This window comes from Caballeronia sp. AZ10_KS36, assembly GCF_023631105.1.
Taxonomy (GTDB): domain Bacteria; phylum Pseudomonadota; class Gammaproteobacteria; order Burkholderiales; family Burkholderiaceae; genus Caballeronia.
The window spans coordinates 220,852-238,112 of sequence record NZ_JALQDQ010000037.1 but is presented as its reverse complement, the minus strand read 5'-3'; the positions used below and the strand labels follow the sequence as shown (position 1 = coordinate 238,112).

11 protein-coding genes are annotated in these 17,261 nt (G+C 66.9%); 10 read left to right on the top strand and 1 reads right to left on the bottom strand.

The features are described from left to right. The first annotated feature begins 145 nt into the window (after positions 1-145). From NCR35_RS23550 to pelG, 7 genes are read left to right on the top strand one after another with little or no spacing between them, the layout of a single operon-like run. A complete protein-coding gene (locus tag NCR35_RS23550) occupies positions 146-3,064 on the top strand; it encodes a bifunctional glycoside hydrolase/polysaccharide deacetylase family protein (protein WP_250536331.1) in 2,919 nt (972 codons plus the stop codon). Continuing rightward, a complete protein-coding gene (locus tag NCR35_RS23545) occupies positions 3,039-7,382 on the top strand; it encodes a tetratricopeptide repeat protein (RefSeq protein ID WP_250536330.1) in 4,344 nt (1,447 codons plus the stop codon). The genes NCR35_RS23550 and NCR35_RS23545 overlap by 26 nt, the downstream gene beginning before the upstream one ends. 50 nt (positions 7,383-7,432) lie before the next feature. Then, positions 7,433-7,978 (top strand): penicillin-binding protein activator LpoB, encoded by a 546-nt coding sequence (locus NCR35_RS23540; protein ID WP_244850360.1) that lies wholly within the window; start codon positions 7,433-7,435, stop codon positions 7,976-7,978. Between the two features lie 4 nt (positions 7,979-7,982). Beyond that, positions 7,983-9,440 carry a PelD GGDEF domain-containing protein gene (locus tag NCR35_RS23535; RefSeq protein ID WP_250536329.1) on the top strand — a complete coding sequence of 486 codons (1,458 nt, stop codon included), beginning with the start codon at positions 7,983-7,985 and terminating at the stop codon, positions 9,438-9,440. Next, complete coding sequence (locus NCR35_RS23530) at positions 9,427-10,491, top strand: tetratricopeptide repeat protein (RefSeq protein WP_502801716.1); 1,065 nt, start codon at positions 9,427-9,429, stop codon at positions 10,489-10,491. Before NCR35_RS23535 ends, NCR35_RS23530 begins: the two co-directional genes overlap by 14 nt. Continuing rightward, positions 10,488-12,080, top strand: coding sequence for a GT4 family glycosyltransferase PelF (gene pelF / locus NCR35_RS23525; protein WP_250536328.1), 1,593 nt, complete (start codon positions 10,488-10,490; stop codon positions 12,078-12,080). Before NCR35_RS23530 ends, pelF begins: the two co-directional genes overlap by 4 nt. A gap of 5 nt (positions 12,081-12,085) precedes the next feature. Continuing rightward, complete coding sequence (gene pelG, locus NCR35_RS23520; RefSeq protein ID WP_250536327.1) at positions 12,086-13,456, top strand: exopolysaccharide Pel transporter PelG; 1,371 nt, start codon at positions 12,086-12,088, stop codon at positions 13,454-13,456. Between the two features lie 6 nt (positions 13,457-13,462). Here pelG and NCR35_RS23515 read toward each other — a convergent pair whose 3' ends face one another. Then, positions 13,463-14,386 (bottom strand): LysR family transcriptional regulator, encoded by a 924-nt coding sequence (locus NCR35_RS23515; protein WP_250536326.1) that lies wholly within the window; start codon positions 14,384-14,386, stop codon positions 13,463-13,465. Between the two features lie 114 nt (positions 14,387-14,500). On the opposite strand from NCR35_RS23515, the gene NCR35_RS23510 reads away from it, so the two are divergent. The 3 genes from NCR35_RS23510 (at position 14,501) to NCR35_RS23500 (ending at position 17,206) form a co-directional block, all read left to right on the top strand. Then, a complete protein-coding gene (locus NCR35_RS23510) occupies positions 14,501-15,244 on the top strand; it encodes an SDR family oxidoreductase (protein WP_250536325.1) in 744 nt (247 codons plus the stop codon). Positions 15,245-15,441: 197 nt separating this feature from the next. Next, the gene (locus NCR35_RS23505; RefSeq protein WP_250536324.1) at positions 15,442-15,894 is read left to right on the top strand and encodes a DUF2231 domain-containing protein; all 453 of its coding nucleotides are present in this window, start codon (positions 15,442-15,444) and stop codon (positions 15,892-15,894) included. Between the two features lie 25 nt (positions 15,895-15,919). Beyond that, complete coding sequence (locus tag NCR35_RS23500; protein WP_502801719.1) at positions 15,920-17,206, top strand: PQQ-dependent sugar dehydrogenase; 1,287 nt, start codon at positions 15,920-15,922, stop codon at positions 17,204-17,206. The last annotated feature ends 55 nt before the right edge of the window (positions 17,207-17,261 follow it).

The following is a 17,261-nucleotide window of genomic DNA, read 5'->3' as shown; positions in this document are numbered from 1 at the left end:
CAAACGTTGAAGGCCCGAGCGATACGAAACCAACGCACATTCACTCCGAGCCCGTTGCAATAAGAGGAGCCGCCGACCGGGCCGGCCCCTGCCCTGCATAATGCGCGTGCCTGGCGTTGACGTGCGACGCGGCCTATGGCGCAAGATGGCGGCACTCGTAGCCGCTTCGTTGACGTTCGCGTGTGCGCGCGCCGATGACGCGATGCCCTCGATCGCGTTGTTCTATGGCGCGCCGGTGCCGGTCGGACAGCTCGCTTCGTTCGACCACGTCGTCGTCGAACCGGACAGCGGCTTCGATCCCGCCGCGCACGCGCCGGCTTCCGGCCCGTCGAAGTGGCTCGCCTACGTGAGCGTCGGCGAAGTGACGCCTTCGCGCGCGTACTTCAAGGACATGCCGCCGGCGTGGCTCAAGGGCAGCAATGCGGCGTGGGCGTCGCGCGTCATCGACCAGACCGCGCCCGGATGGCCGCAGTTCTTCGTTCAGCACGTCATCGCGCCGCTGTGGGACAAGGGCTATCGCGGCTTCTTTCTCGACACGCTCGACTCGTATCAAACGATCGCCACGACCGACGACGAGCGCTCCCGCCAGCAAGCGGGACTCGTCGCCGTCATTCGCGCGCTGAAGGCGCGTTATCCCGAGGCGCGGCTCATTTTCAATCGCGGCTTCGAGCTGATGCCCGACGTGCACGATCTGGCCTATGCGGTCGCGTTCGAATCGCTGTATCGCGGATGGAATCAGGCGAAGAAGCGTTACGTCGCGGTACCCGAAGCGGACCGCGACTGGCTGCTGGCGCAAGCCCGGCCATTGCGCGAGCGATACGGCCTGCCGGTGCTGTCCATCGACTACTGCCCGCCTTCGGACCGCGCCTGCACCAACGACGCGATCCGCAACATCAGCGCGCAGGGCATCATTCCTTATGTCACCGACGGCGCTTTGCAAACCGTCGGCACCGGCCCGGCACGCGCGCCATCGGCGACGGGCGAAAGCGCCGCGCCGCTCACATCCGATGCCGCCAACCGGCGCAACGTCCCGCGCACGATCCTCGTGGTGCAGAACGTGCGGCCCGGCGCGAGCCTCAACGTGACCGCCGGCGTGCGTTACGTTTCGATGCCGCTCAACTGGCTCGGCTACCGCGTCGAGTTCGCGGATATTGCGAAGCCGCTGCCCGAGGGCGACTTGTCGGGCCGGTACGCGGGCATCGTCATGTGGCTGGACTCGCCCGCGCCGAATCGCGCGGCGTTTCACGACTGGCTCGAAACGCAGGTCGATCATCGCGTGCCCGTCGCGATGCTGACGACATTCGGCATCGACATACACGGCGACCTCGCGCAGAAGCTCGATCTCGTGCCCGTCGCGGGCCGGCCGGGCAATCGTTTGCGCGTCGAGTCGATGGACGCGTCGATGATGGGCTTCGAGATGAAGCCGCAGCCCGATCCGCACGATACGACCAACGTGCGCGCCGGCCCGCGCAGCCATTCGCTGCTCAGGCTCGCATCGGCCGATGCGGGCAACGACTTCGCCATCGACGCCGCCGCGATCACGCCGTGGGGCGGCTACGCGATGCGCCCGTTCGCCGTTTTCGACATGCCGATGTCGAACGAAGCGCGCTGGGTGCTGCAACCGATACGCTTCTTTCGCGCGGCGCTGCGCCTGCCCGACGACATGCCCGCGCCCGATCCCACGACGGAGAACGGCCGGCGTCTTCTGATGACGCATATTGACGGCGACGGCCTCGCCTCGCGCGCCGAATTCGACGTGAACGGCGGGCCGATGAAGGTCTCGACGTCTGCCCCGCCGCAGTATTCCGGCGATGCGCTCTACAACGTCATCCGTCAGTTCGGTCTGCCGACGACCGTCTCCGTCATCGAAGGCGAAATCTCCGACGACGGTCCGTACCCGAAGGATGCGCCGCGCCTGCGAGCGATTGCGCGGGAGATCTTCGCGCTGCCGAACGTGGAGATGGCGAGCCACACGTACACGCATCCGTTGCAGTGGATGCGCGTGACCGGCCTCGGCAAGTCCGGCGGCGACACCGACACGGCCGAGGGTGGCAGCCGCGCGAACTACAACGGCCTGTCCATCGATATTCCTGGCTACCGGTACGACACCGACCGCGAGATCGGCGGGTCGATTCGCTATATCGACCGGCTCGCGCCCGCCGGCAAGCGCGTGAAAGTGCTGCTGTGGAGCGGCGACTGTCAGGTGCCCGCGCCGGTCATCGAGGCGGCGGACAACGCGGGCGTCTACAACATGAACGGCGGCGACACGCTCATCACGAAACGCTATCCGAGCTGGGCCGCCATCGCGCCGCTCGGCGTGGACAAGAACGGCTTCTTTCAGGTGTTCGCGCCGAACCAGAACGAGGAGGCGTACACCGCGCTCTGGCAGGGTCCGTACTACGGTTACGAACGCGTGCTGGAGACGTTCGACATGACCGAGCGCCCTATCCGCTTCAAGCCGGTCGATGTCTATTACCACATGTTCTCGGGCACCAAGTACGCGTCGGTGAAGGCGTTGTCGGATGTGTATCGCACGCTGTCGGCGCAACCGCTGATGCCTGTCTACGTCTCCGAATACGCGCAAAAGGTGCTGGACTTCGAGCGCATGAACATATCGCGCGATGGCGACTTCTGGCGCATCCACGGCAGCGGCGCGCTGCGCACCGTGCGGCTGCCCGAGGGACGCGCGCCCGATCTTGCGAGCGCCGAAGGCGTGGCGGGCTATCTGCCGGGACCGGGCGGCGTGTATGTGCATCTGACGGGCGCCGACGCGCGCTTTCGCGTGATCGATGCCGCGCACGCCGCCAAGCTGCCGTATCTCGCGGAAGCCAACGGCGTGATCGATCACTTCGCGCGCACGCCGCGAGGCTTCTCGTTGGATCTCGCGTCGCACGTCGCGCCGCGCTTCGCCATCGGCGGCGAGGCGCGCGCGAACGCTTGCATCGTGAAGGCGGATGGCCGCCCGCTCGCGCCCGGCATGGCGCAGGGACGGCGCGTGTATTCGCCGTCCGGCTCCGCTCACGCAACGAATTCCGTTCATGTCGATGTCGTCTGCGCAACCTGACCGCCAGCGGCTTTTCTCGCCGTTCGTCGTCGCGGCTTTCGGGCTGCTGGTCGGGCTCATGCTCGTGCTCGCGTTTCCTCGTGAGCGGCTCGAAGAGCGGCTGCTCGAGGGCCGCCAGGTCGATACGCTGACCGTCGCGTATCTCGAAGCGTGGCTGCGCATCGAGCCGGACAACGCCGAAGTGCTGACCGAGCTGACGCAGGAGTATTTGAAGGCGCAGCGCATCGCGGATGCGCAGAAGATGCTGCGCCGCCTGTCCGTTTCGTCCGATCCGCAGGCGCAGTCGAGCGCGCTGCGCACGCGCATCGACCTCGCCGAGACGCAGGCTTATGCGCTCAAGCCGGGCGATGCGGCCCGCGCGGCGCGGCTTGCGGAACTCGACGCGCTGCTCGCCGAGGCGCTCGACAAGCCGTGGGATGCCGCGCAGATCGAAACTTACGCGAAGAAGGCGCGCGCGCTGAACGACAGCGCGCTCGCCGGGCGCTACTACGATCGGCTTGCGCAGATGGAGCCGGCGCAAGCGCCGCGCTGGCTCGCAGAGGGCGCGCGACTGAAGCTCGCCGCGGGCGACTACGCCGGTGCCGCCGATGCGTTCTTCGCGGCGCAGGCTCACGCCGCGACGCGCGACGACGAGCGGCGCCTCTTTCTGTCGGCGTTGCAGGCCTTGCAGTCGGCCAACCGTCCCGCCGATGCGTTGGCCGCCGCCGACGCGCATCTTGGTTCCCTCGCGCGCGACCGCGAGACGCTGCGCTATCTGACGCGGCTCGCGCTCTCGGCGGGCCGGCCGGATATCGCGGACCGCTACGCGCGACGCCTGCTCGACATGTCGTCGCGCGAGCGGGGGGACGGAGGGGCGAGGTTCGTGGGGTGGCGTCGGGGGAGCGAGGCGTTCGTGTCGGGTGAGGGCGTGAGGGATGCGGTAATCGCGGGGAGCGCTCTGCCCGTTGTAGTCCCGGCGAACGGGGTGAGCATGGCGAGCGTGGCGAACGCGGGGACTGTCGGGAGCGCGGCCAGTGCCGCGAGCGCAGTTAGCGCTACGAGAGTGGTGAACGCGAACAGCAAAGAAAATTCAGTGATTGAGGGGAGCGCTGCGCCCGCGGCAATCCCGGCGAGCGTGATAAGCGCGGCGAACGCGGGGACTGTCGAGAACGCGGCGATCGCGGGGAATGCAGCAAGCGCAAGGAGCGCTCGGAGCGTGGTGAAAGCGGGAACGGCGGGCAAGGCCGCGAGCACGGCGAACGCAGCGAGCGTGGTGAAGGCGGCGAGCGCGAAAAGCGCGGTGAGCGCCGGTAACGCGGCGAGCGCGAGGAACACTCCGAGCGCGGTGCGCGCAAGCTACGTCGTGAGCGCGTCGCCTGCGATAAGCGCAGCAAAGCACAAGACTCTCCTGTGCGCACGCGCCTGCATGACCGGCCGCGCCCACGCGATCCCCGCCGTGCTCCGCCCCCGCGACGCCTTCTCGATCCTCCGCGTGGCGAATCAGGAACCGTCCGCGCCCATCGAAGCGTCGGACTACGAACTCGGCTTCAAAGTCTTCCTTGCCAACGGCGATCTAGCAAGCGCCCAGCGCGTCGCGCAGGACGCAGTGAAGCGCGACCCGGCATCGACCGAATGGCGCGAGCGGCTAGCTCAAGTCGCCGAGTGGAATCACGCGCCCGATGTCGCGCTCGCCAACTACCTCGCGCTGGCCCGCACGCGCAACGACGAGCGCGACTGGAAGCAGGTCCAGCGCCTAGCGCCCGCGCTCGGCGACAACGAAGCGATGCTCGCCGCCGCCATCCACGAATCGGACCGCGCGCCGGGCGACATGAAGCAGCTCGACCGCGTGGTGAGCGCGTACGAAGCGCAGGCCGATCCCAACGCCGCGCTGCGCTTCCTGCAAGCCCGCGCGAACGGCGCCTATCGCCGGCCGGTGCTGGAACGCTACGCCCGGCTCGCCGAACGCAAAGGCGACAACGACCTCGCCATCGCGACCTACGAGCGCCTGATGCGCGAGTTCGGACCCGATTCGGCCTACGCGCTCAAACTGAGCCTGATGTACTACACGCGCACCCAGTTCGACCGCTCGCTCGCCGTGCTCGATTCGGCAAAGAGCCGCGCCCCTGCATCGGATGCCGACTTCTGGCGCTTCTACGCGATGCTCGCGACCGTCGATCAGCAGGACGGCAAGGCGCGCGAAGGCTACGGCAAGCTGGTGCAAGCGGGCGTGGCGACGCCCGACGATCTCACCGCGATGGTTTCGGCGTACGACGATCAGCCGCTCGAAGCGGGCCGCATCGCGGAGTTCGCGTATCGCAAGACGGGCAACGAGCGCCTGCTCGAACTCGCCGTCTACGACTATCTGCGGGCGCGCGCGACGGGCCGCATCCGCGCGTTGCTCGGCTCGCTCGATCCGGCGTCGCTCGCCGCAGCCGAGCGCTCGCCGCGCTTCTTGCTCGCTCGCGCGCAATACCTGCGCCGCGCGGGCGATCCGGACGGCGCGCTCGCCGACACGCGCGCCGCCGCCGCGCTTGCTCCGGGCGACGACGAGGCCCGCGCCGCGCTCATCTGGGCGCTCAACGAACGCGGCAGCAATGCGGAACTGCGCGCGGCCCTCGCCCGCCACGCGCGCGATGCCGAGCGCGACAGCGCGCTCTGGGCGCCGTACGCGGCGTCGTATCTGCGTCTGGGCGACGCACGCGGCGCGCTCTCCATGATGCACAAGGAAGCCGCCTCGCGCCGCGACGACCCGCTGTGGGCGCTGGGCTATGCGGACGCGCTCGAATTGAACGGCCGCATCGACGACGCCTGGCGCGTGCGCAACGCCGTGTGGAAAAAGCAGATGGCGCAGCGCGCGGCGGGCAAACAGCCGGTGACGCTCGACGACGAGCAGCGCGAAGACCTGCGCGCGCGCATGGTCGGCCTCACGGACCAGTTCGCGGGCGGCGACGCATCGCGGCAAGTGCTGATCGAACTGCTGCGCGCCGATGGCGGCGACAGTGCAGGCGACGAACCCGCGCCACCGCCCTTCGCCTTCACCGACGACGCGATGCAAGGCGTCGCGCATCGCGAGGAGAAGCGGCGGCGCGTCTACTCGGCGGTGGCGCGCGAGGCCGCGCTCGGCTGGCTGCAATCGCACGACGCCTACGACGCCGAAAGTCTGTGGCTGCTGCGCCAGTACATCGACAGCGCGACGCGTCCGGTGTATGCGGAAGTGACCATCGCGCTGGCCGAGCACGACCGCGCGACGCTGAATCGCCTGCTCGATACCGAAGCCGACTGGATTCCGCGCCAGAACCGCCTCGACGCCGAAGCGACGACCGGACGTTTCGGCGACGTGCAGACGCATGCATACGAGCAGCAGTTCGCGCTGCCCGACGACGAAATCGTCAATCAGATTCTGCGCGAGCAGTTGCTGCGCAACGCGCAGGCCATTGCGCCGCGTTTTCGCGTGGTCGAGCAAGGCGGGCTGTCGTACACGGAGGCGGGCATCGGCGCGGGCTTGCGGTTGTCGCCGACGCAATCGCTCGCGCTCGATTACGCCGAGCGCAATCAGCACGGCGACACGTCATTGCCGAACGTGCCGCGCCACGACCGCCAGTTGTCGGTCGCGTGGCGGCACCTCGGCCTCGACGACACCGAGCGCGTGAGAATCGGCAGGCGCAACGCGCTCGGCGACTTCACGACCTTCCGGCTCGACGGCACGCTTTTCGAGCAGCAGAACCTGAGCTTCAACTACGCGCTCGGCTTCAATCAGACGGCGACCGAAACGAGCCAGCTGATCGTCGGCGGCGTGAAACATCTGGCGAGCGTGGGCGTGAATTATCGGCCCGACCCGCACGTGTTCGCGGGCGGGCGCGTGGAATATGCGCGCTTCTACGGACAGGACAAGTCGTTCCTCGGCACGGGCGCCGTCGCGGATTTCAACGCGGGCTACAAGCTGCGCGTCGACTACCCGGACTACACCGTGCGCGCCGTGCTCACGCACGGGCAGTACAGTGCGTCCGGCAATCCGGGCGGACAACTCGCGCGGCTGTTGCCGGCGGGCGCGCCGCTCATCGCGCAGCAGTTCATGCCGCAGACCTTCACGCAGGAAGGCCTGCTGTTTTCGTTCGGCGACGATCTCGAAGAAGGCTACACGCGCGCGTGGCGGCCGTTCTTCGCCGCCGGGCCGATCCACGATTCGAATCAGGGCTGGACGGCGCAAGTGCGCGTCGGACTGGCGGGCAGCGTCTTCGGCAACGATCAGGCGACCATGTATTACGAGCACGCCGGGGTCACGTCCGGCCGCACGCAGGCTTTCACGGAGTACGGCGTGCGCTATCGCTGGCTGTATTAGCCGCGCGGTCGCGTCACGGGCATCGAAAAAACGAGGCAAGCGGAGCACACATGAAAACGACACGACAATTCGAACGATGGGCGGGCCTCTTGAGCAGCGTGTGGGTCGCGCTCGCGCTGAACGCCTGCGCAGTGGTGGATCGCAGCGACAACGCCAGCGCCGCGCTCGACAAGCACGCGAGCTGGACCGTGCTGCCGATCACCAATCGCACGGAAACGCCGCAGGCGGGACTGCGCGCGTCGGCCATCGCGCAGAGTCTGCTGACGTCGGGCGGCGTGGCGCTCACGCGCTATCCGGATAGCGGCGACGAGGAAACGCTCTTTGATACCGCGAAGCCCGGCATCGACACGAAGGCGCTCGCGTGGGCGCGCTCGCAGAACGTGCGCTACGCGTTGACCGGCACGGTGACGGAATGGCGCTACAAGGTCGGCGTCGATGGCGAGCCCGCCGTGGGCCTGACCTTCGATGTCGTCGATGTCGCAAGCGGCAAGGTCGTCTGGAGCGCCGCTGGCAGCCGCACCGGATGGAGCCGCGACGCGCTCTCGGGCGTCGCGCAGAAGCTCGAAAAAGAGCTGCTCGGCGCATTGACGAAGTAACGCCATGGGTACCGTGGACGGCAAACCGCAGGCATCCGCCAAGCCGGGCGGCGCGGCGCTCCCGCGACGGCAACGCGCGGCGCAAAGCGGACAGTCGGTCTCGCGCGACATGCCGTGGGCGCGCGTCATCGCGCCTTCGGGCATGTCGGGCAGGCGGGCGGCGTTCATCGCGATGGAAGTCGCCGTCGCGACCGTCGTCATGGCGGGCGTCTGCTGGTTCGTCGATCCCGCCGATCCGCTGCTCGTGCGCACGGGCTTCGGCTGGGTGTGGCTGCTGCCGGTCGTCTTCGCGCTGCGCTACGGCACGCTCGCCGGCATGGCGAGCGCCCTCATGCTGCTGCTCGCGTGGTATGTGTCGGACGCGGCCGGACCGCCGCATCCGCACGCGGTCTTTCCCGGCAGCTTCTTCTTCGGCGGATTCGTGCTGACGCTTCTATGCGGCCAGTTCGGCGATATCTGGATCGGCCGTCAGCGGCAGGCGCGCATCGCCAACGACTATCTCGCCGAGCGTCTTTCCATTCTCACGAAGAACCAGTTTCTGCTGCGGCTGTCGCATGAACGGCTCGAACAGGATGTGCTCGCGCGTCCCGCCACGCTGCGCGATTCGCTCGCGCGCCTGCGCACGCTCGCGCTCAACGACGAGGACGACGGCCCGCTCATCGGCGCGGCGCGCTTTCTGAAGACGGCCGCGCAGGCGTGTCAGCTCGAAACGGCGAGCCTCTTCGTCTGGAACGGCAACACGGTGCAGACGACGCCCGTGGCGAGCGTCGGCGAGCCTTTCACGCTCGATCTCGCCGATCCGCTCGTCGCCGAGGCGCGCGAAACACTCGCGCTCACGCATCCGGAATCGAGCGCCGCATCGGGTGGCGCGGGCGCGGAAGCGAACACGCGATACCGCGCCGTCGCGCCGCTCGTCGATGCAGGCGGCCGGCACGTCGCGCTGCTCGTCGTCGAGCGCATGCCGTTTCTCGCGATGACGCGCGACAACCTCCAGTTTCTGCTCGTACTCGGCGGCTACTACGCGGACAGCGTGCGCCACGCCGAAATCAGCCGTTCGGTGTTGCAGGCGTTCCCGCGCTGTCCGTACGACTTCGCGCTGGATTACGCGCGCCTCGTGCGTCTGTTGCGCGATACGGGCGTGGAGTCGTCGCTCGTGGCGCTCGTCTTCGACGCGAGCGAGTTCGGCGTCTCGCTGCACGAACACGTGCTGCGGCTGCGGCGCTCGCTGGATGCGCAATGGCCCATCGTCACGCCGACACAGCGCGTCGTGCTCACGCTGATGCCGCTCTCGGGCGAAAGCGCGGTCGCGGGCTATCTGCTGCGCATCGAAGAGAACCTGCGCGCGCAGTTCGGCACGGACTTCGAATCGGCCGGCGTCGCGACCCATTCCATGCGCCTTTCGGCCGATTCGCCGATCGACGCGCTGCATCACTTCCTGAGGCTTTGTCATGCCGACGCGTGAGCGCACGATCCATCGCCCAACGGCGTGGCTGGCGTGGCTCGCGTGGCTGGCCGCGCTGCTCGGCGTCGCGGTGCAGATCGGCATGTTCGTGCTCGCCTCGCGCGCCGCGCCGCCGACGCGCGTGCTGCTCGTCTGCCTCGCCGCGCAGGCCGTGGCGGCCACGCTCCTCGCGTTCGCGTGCTGGCGAACGCTGCCCGCGCGCTATCGCTCGAAGGGCACGTGGTGCTATCTGTGGTTCTTCGTGTTCGCCGTGCCGGTCGGCGGCGCGCTGGTCTCGGTCGGCGCGATGGTGCTCGCGCTCGCGTTGCCGCGCCGCGTGACGGCGAAAGGCATCGCCTATATCGAAGAGCCCGAGTTCGCGACGCATCTGATTCCGCATGTGTCTTACGGACGCGGCGCGCGCCTCAAGGCCGAGTTGCAGAACGCGGAAGCGGCGACGTCCTTGCGCATGACGGCGCTGCTCGCCATGCAGTCGATGCCCGCGCACACCATCAGTCCACTGTTGCGCGGCATGCTCGCCGATCCGCTCGACGATATTCGCCTGCTCGCCTACGGCATGCTCGACAGCCAGGAGAAGCGCCTCACGCAGCGCATTCTCGCGCAACGCCCTCGCCTGTCTGAACCGCTCACGCCGCGCGAGCGTTACGAAGTGAACAAGACGCTCGCCGAGCTTTATGGCGAACTGATCTATGCGCATCTCGTGCAGGGCGACGTGTATCGCAACGCGGCGGATCAGGCCGATGCCTACGCCGCCGCCGCGCTCGATATCGAACCGGCGGACGCGGCCCTGTGGCGCATGCGCGGACGGCTCGCGCTGGATCGCGGCGACCTCGACGCCGCCGACATGCTGCTCGAACGCGCGATTCAACACGGCTTCGCGCGCGACCGCATGCTGCCTTATCTGGCCGAAGCCGCGTATCTGCGCGGCGACTTCGCCCGCGTCAAGACGCTTCTCGGACAAATGAGCCCGTCCGCGGTCCTGCCCGTCATGAAGCCCGTACTCGATTACTGGCGCGGCTCGCTCGCCACGCTGCGCAAAGGCGTCTCATGAACGCAAACATCGCCGATATTCCGCATGAATCGTGGCCCGCGTTGACGACGACACTGCCGAAGGCGCCGCGCGCAGACGTCGTGCTGCTGCTCGAAGGCACGTTCCCATATGTGAGCGGCGGCGTGTCGAGCTGGGTCAATCAGATGATCCGCGCGTTTCCGGACCTGAGCTTCGCGCTGTGCTTTCTCGGCAGCCGTCCGCAGGATTATCCGAAGGCTTCGTATGCGCTGCCGGAGAACGTCGTGCATCAGGAGAACCACTTTCTCTACGACTTCACCGCGAACCCCGAAGTGGCGAAGCGCCGCGGCGATCGCGCGGCCTTCGCGCAATCGGCGGATCTGCACGAAGCCATGCGCAATCCCGCGATGCGCGCCGCGGCCGGCTCCATGCTGCGCGACATGCTGAAAGACCTCGCGCCGGACGGCCGTCTCTCCGAGAGCGAATTCCTCTACTCGCGCGAGGCGTGGAACTACGTGACGGAGCAGTATCGCGAGCGATGCACCGACCCTTCGTTCGTCGATTATTTCTGGACCGTGCGCGTGATGCACAAGCCGCTCTGGCTGCTCGCGCGCATTGCCGAGGGTCTGCCGGATGCGGGCGTCTACCACACGGTATCCACCGGCTATGCGGGCTTTCTCGGCGCGCTCGCGCACTATCGCACGGGGCGGCCGCTGCTCGTGTCGGAGCACGGCATCTATACGAAGGAACGCAAGATCGACCTGTTTCAGAGCCAGTGGATACGCGACAACCGCAGCATCTTCGAGCGCGACGTGTCGCAAGTCGGCTACTTCCGCGATCTGTGGGTGCGCTTCTTCGAAACGCTCGGGCGCGTGTGCTACGACGCCGCGGACGACATCATCGCGCTCTACGAAGGCAATCGCCAGCGGCAAGTGGCCGACGGTGCGCCCGCGCAAAGGACGGCGAGCATTCCGAACGGCGTCAACCTGCCGCGACTCGCGCCGCTGCGCGAAAAGCGCGCGCCGGGCGTGCCGAAGACGCTGTGCCTGATCGGGCGCGTCGTGCCGATCAAGGACATCAAGACCTTCATTCGCGCGATGCTGACCGTGGTGCGCAAGGAGCCGCTCGCGGAGGCGTGGATCGCGGGACCAGAAGACGAGGACGTCGAATACGCGAAGGAATGCCGCAGCCTCGTCGAAAGTCTCGGGCTCGAAGGCAAGGTGAAGTTTCTCGGCTTTCAGAAGATCGAAGAACTGCTGCCGAAATGCGGCGTGCTGGTGCTCAGTTCCATCTCCGAGGCGCTGCCGCTCGTGGTGCTCGAAGGCTTCGCGGCGGGCGTGCCTTCGGTGACGACGGACGTCGGCTCCTGCCGTCAACTGATCTACGGCCTGCCCGGCGAAGACGCCGCGCTCGGCGCAGCGGGCCGCGTGGTGCAGATCGCCGATCCGCGCGCGCTCGCCGACGCCGCGCTCGATCTGCTCGACGAGAACAACTGGCGCGCAGCGCAGGCGGCCGGCATCGCGCGAGTGGAACGCTTCTACACGCAGGAGCGGATGGTCGGCGCATATCGCGTGCTGTACGAGCGGCTGATCGGCTTCGAAGCGACGCGCGAAACAATACAGGATACCTAAACGTCATGGCGGGAATCGGCTTCGAACTGCGCAAGATGCTTCGGCGCGACACGCTCGTCGGGCTGATGCAGGCCTATGCCTACGCGGGCCTCATCAGCGCGGGACCGTGGATTCTGTCGATCATCGGCATGCTGCTGATCGGCATTCTGAGCCTGCCGTTCGTGCTGCCGACCGGACTCATCACGCAGTTTCAGGTGTCGGTGACATACCTCATTTCGCTGTCGCTCGTGCTGACGGGACCGCTGCAACTCGGCTTCACGCGCTTCACCTCCGACCGCCTCTTCGAGAAACGCGCCGACATGGTGCTGCCGAACTATCACGGCGCGGCGCTGGTTTCGACCGCCGCCGCGACGCTGCTTGGCGGCATCGCGGTCGTCTTCCTGTTTCGCGATCAGTCAGCGGCGTACCGTCTGCTGATGCTCGCCGGCTTCGTCGTGATGAGCAACATCTGGCTCGCCACCATCTTTCTCTCCGGCATGAAGCAGTACATGTCGATCCTGTGGGTGTTTTTCATCGGCTATACGCTGACGGCGGGCGCGGCAATCACGCTGAACGTGTTCGGGCTGACGGGGCTGCTCGGCGGCTTCGTGTTCGGGCAGACGGTGCTGCTCGCGGGCTTGCTCACGCTCATCTATCGCGACTACACGAGCGACCGCTTTATCGCGTACGACTTCTTCTCGCGGCGATACCGCTATCCGACGCTGATGGCGACGGGCTTTCTCTACAACCTCGGCATCTGGGTCGACAAGTACATGTTCTGGTACGCGCCGGGTACGGGGCAAACGGTCATCGGGCCGCTGCGCGCGTCGATCATCTACGACATTCCCGTGTTCCTCGCCTACCTGGCGATCATTCCCGGCATGGCCGTGTTCCTGATGCGCATCGAGACGGACTTCGTCGAGTACTACGACGCGTTCTATGGCGCGGTGCGCGAAGGCGCGTCGTTGCAGCACATCGAGCGCATGCGCAACGCAATGGTCGAGGCGCTGCGCAACGGGCTGTATGAGATCGTCAAGGTGCAGGCGACCGCCGCCCTGCTGCTTTTCGCGATCAGCGCGACGCTTCTTAGCTGGCTGCGCATTTCGACGCTCTACTCGCCGCTGCTTTATGTCGATGTGATCGCCGCGAGCCTGCAAGTGCTCTTCATGGGCGTCATCAACGTGTTCTTCTATCTGGACAAGCGGCGCGTGGTGCTGGCGCTCGTCGCATTGTTCGTCGCGTCGAACGTGGTGCTGACGGGACTGACGCTCATGGCGAACCCCGGCTGGTACGGCTTCGGATTCGCGGGATCGCTGCTCGTCGTGGTGCTCGCGAGTCTCGTCTGGCTGGATCGAAAGCTCGATTCGCTCGAATACGAGACCTTCATGATTCAGTGAGCGCGGCTAGCGGGAGTCGAGGCGCGCGTCGATGCGGCCCGAGCGAAACGCGTCCACCACGAAATCGACGAACACGCGCGTTTTCGGCGGCAGGAGCTTCTTGCTCGGATAGTACAGACTGATCGCGCCGAGTTCGGCGAACCAGCCCGGCAACAGGCGCATGAGGCTGCCTTGCTGGAGCCAGCGCGCGGCGTGCGGCATGGGAATCAGCGCGATGCCGAGCCCCTGCATGGCGGCGGCGGCTATGGCTTCGGGGTCGTCGAAGATCATGCGCGTGCGATGCCGGACGAGACACTGTTCGCCCACGGCGTTGCGCAGCTTCCACGCGAAGACGCGCCCCGACGACACCGAGCGGCGCGCGATGCCGTCGAACGCTTCGAGTTCGGACGGATGCGCGGGCATCGGCTTGTCCGCCATGTATGCGGGCGATGCCGCCACGATCACATGCGCCGGCGCGAGTTCGCGCGCCACGACGCCTTCGTTCAGTTCGATGCCGCCGCCGATCGCGGCGTCGTAGCCCTCGCCGATGAGATCGACTGGCCGGTTGTCGAAGTGCACGTCCGGGACGATGGCCGGGTAACGGTCGAGAAATTCGCCGAGGATCGGCACCAGATACTCGCGCCCGAAACCGACGCCCACGCTCACTTTCAGCGTGCCGGACGGCGCGCCGTTTTGCTCCGCTGCGTGCGAGACGGCGTCGCGCAGCGCGTCGAAGGGCGCGCGCACTTCCTGATAGAAGCTCTCGCCGCTGTCGGTCAGCGTCAGGCTGCGCGTGCTTCGATGAAAGAGCCTCAGTCCGAGCTGCTGCTCCAGCCGCGCGACGTTCTTGCTCACGCCGGCCGGTGTCATCCCGAGCCGGCGAGCCGCCGCCGAGAAACTGCCGGTCTGCGCCGTGACGACGAACGACTCCAGAAAGTTGAACGATTCCACGGCACCCTCGCTTGATACCGCCGGTTGAAACTGCTTGCCCGCATTATGCGCTACCGGACGATGAATCCGACGGCCATACTGGCTTCACTTTCACTCAACCAGCAGGAGCAGATCATGGCAAACAGTCTCAGCGGCAAGATTGCTTTCGTCACGGGCGGCGCGCGCGGCATCGGCGCGGCGGTCGTCAGCCGGCTCGCGGCAGAAGGCGCGGCAGTCGCGTTCACGTATCGCGGATCGACGGCGCAGGCATCGGCGCTCGCCGCGAAGATCGAAGAAGCCGGTGGCCGCGTGCTCGCGATCCAGTCCGACGCAGCCGACGCCGACGCGCTGACTCGCGCGATCGATCAGGCCGCGCGCCACTTCGGCAAGATCGACGTTCTGGTCAACAACGCAGGCGTGCTGTATCTCGGCCCGGTCGATGCCTTCTCGCTCGACGACTTCGACAAAACGGTGGCCGTGAATGTGCGCGCCGTGTTCGTCGCGACGAAAGCGGTGCTGCCGTACATGCCGGCTGGCGGACGAATCGTGAACATCGGCAGCACGAACGCGGATCGCATGCCGTTCCCGGGCGGCGCGGCCTACGCGATGAGCAAGGCGGCGCTGCAAGGTCTCGTGAAGGGTCTCGCGCGCGACCTCGGCCCGAAAGGCATCACGGTGAACAACGTGCAGCCCGGCCCGGTCGACACCGACATGAACCCGGAGCAAGGCGAGTTCGGCTCCGCGCTGCACGCGCTGATGGCCGTGCAACGGCACGCCAAAGCCGACGAAATCGCCGCGATGGTGGCGTACGTCGCAGGGCCGGAAGCGTCGTTCGTGACGGGCGCGAGTCTCATGATCGACGGAGGCTTCAGCGCGTGACGGTGAGCTTCGCCGGCATCAATACGTAAGGGCTGCGTAGAGAACCGTCGGCGTTGCGTCGGGCGGACGGAATCTTCGCGTAAGGCGCGCGGGAAGCGGTGGCTGGACGGAACAGGAGTGGCAGCTTACGGGCACGCGCCATGCGTCGCCGCATGGCGCTTTTCGCCCGTTCCGTTCAACCACAAAGAGGCTCGTTCATGAAACCGATTCGCCCGCGCTACCGCTCGCGCCTGGCCACGGCGCTTTTCGAGTGGCTCAATCCGATTCCATATGGTCTCTTCGTCGGCACGCTGATCTTCGACATCATCTATGCGATCAACGCCGTCATCTTCTGGGCGAAGGGCGCGGCGTGGCTCGTCACGGTAGGCCTGCTCTTCGCGATCATTCCACGCTTCATCAATCTCGGTCACGTCTGGTTCGGCGGGCGCGGCACGGTCACGAGCCTCGAACGCACCGACTTCTGGCTGAATCTGCTCGGCATCGTCGCGGCGGTGGTCAACGCGTTCGTTCACTCGCGCGATGCCTACGCGATGGTCCCACTCAGCGTCATCCTCTCGGTCGTCACGGTCGTGCTCCTGAGCGCCGGGCAAGTGATGCTGGCCTTCGACAAGTTCAACCGCTTCAACCTGCCGGAGGCCGTCCGTGAATAACATCATGCGCACAAGCCTCGTTTCGATGGCCGTTGCGGCGTGCCTCGCCGGATGCAACGAGCACGCGTCCTACGAATCGCAGCAGCAGGCCGGCGCGAATCCGCCGCTGCCGGACGCGCGCAACTTCCTGGCCCCGCCGATGCAGGTGCCGAAGCACGTCGGCTGGAAAAGCGGCGAGACGCCCAAGGTCGCGGACGGGCTGAAGATAGAAGGCATCGCGTCGGGGCTGGAGCATCCGCGTCAGGTGTACGCGCTACCCAACGGCGATATCCTCGTGGCGGAATCAAGTAGTCCTGATGAAGAGCCGGTCACGACGCCGAAGCAGCTCATCGCGGGCATGGTGCAGACGCGTTCGGGCAAGGAAGCGAAAGGCGGCAACCGCATCACGCTGCTGCGCAAGCCCGCGAACGGCAACGGCGAATGGGAGAAGCACGTCTTCATCGACCATTTGCATTCGCCGTTCGGCATGCAACTGGTCGGCAATACGCTCTTTGTCGCCGATACCGACGCGATTCTCGCGTTCCCGTATCAGGCCGGCGCGACGCATATCGACGGCACGGGTGTCGAGCTCGCCGATCTGCCGAGCACTATCAACCATCACTGGACGAAGGCGCTGCTCGCGAGCCCCGACGGCAAGAAGCTGTATGTGGGCGTCGGCTCGAACAGCAACGTCGGCGAGAACGGGCTCGAAGTGGAATACCGCCGCGCGGCCGTGCTGGAAGTCGACATTGCGACGGGCGGCAGCCGCGTGTTCGCCTCCGGCATCCGCAATCCGACCTCGCTGCAATGGGAGCCGAAGACGGGCAAGCTGTGGACGGTGGCGAACGAACGCGACGAGATCGGCGCGGACCTCGTTCCCGACTATCTGACTTCGGTGAAGGAGCACGCTTTCTACGGCTGGCCGTATAGCTACTATGGACAGCACGTAGACGAGCGCGTGCATCAGCAAAGACCCGATCTCGTGCAGAAAGCGATCAAGCCCGATTACGCCATCGGCTCGCACGTCGCGCCGCTCGGGCTGCTGTTCTATACCGGCAACAACTTGCCCGCGCAGTATCGCGGCGGCGCGTTCATCGGCGAGCACGGCAGTTGGGACCGTTCGCCGCTCGCGGGTTATGCGGTCACGTATGTCGCGTTCCAGGACGGCCAGCCGGTCGGCGCGCCGAAGCCCGTCGTCACCGGTTTCGTGTCGGCGGACGAGAAGCAGTTGCGCGGCGCGCCGGTCGGACTGGCCGAGGACAAGGACGGCGCGCTTCTCATCGCCGATGACGCCGGGAACGCCGTCTGGCGCGTGACCAAGGCAGGCGGTTAGCGCGTCCTTCGTGCGGAAACGAACGCGGCGGGCCTTCGTTTCGAGGGCCCGCTGT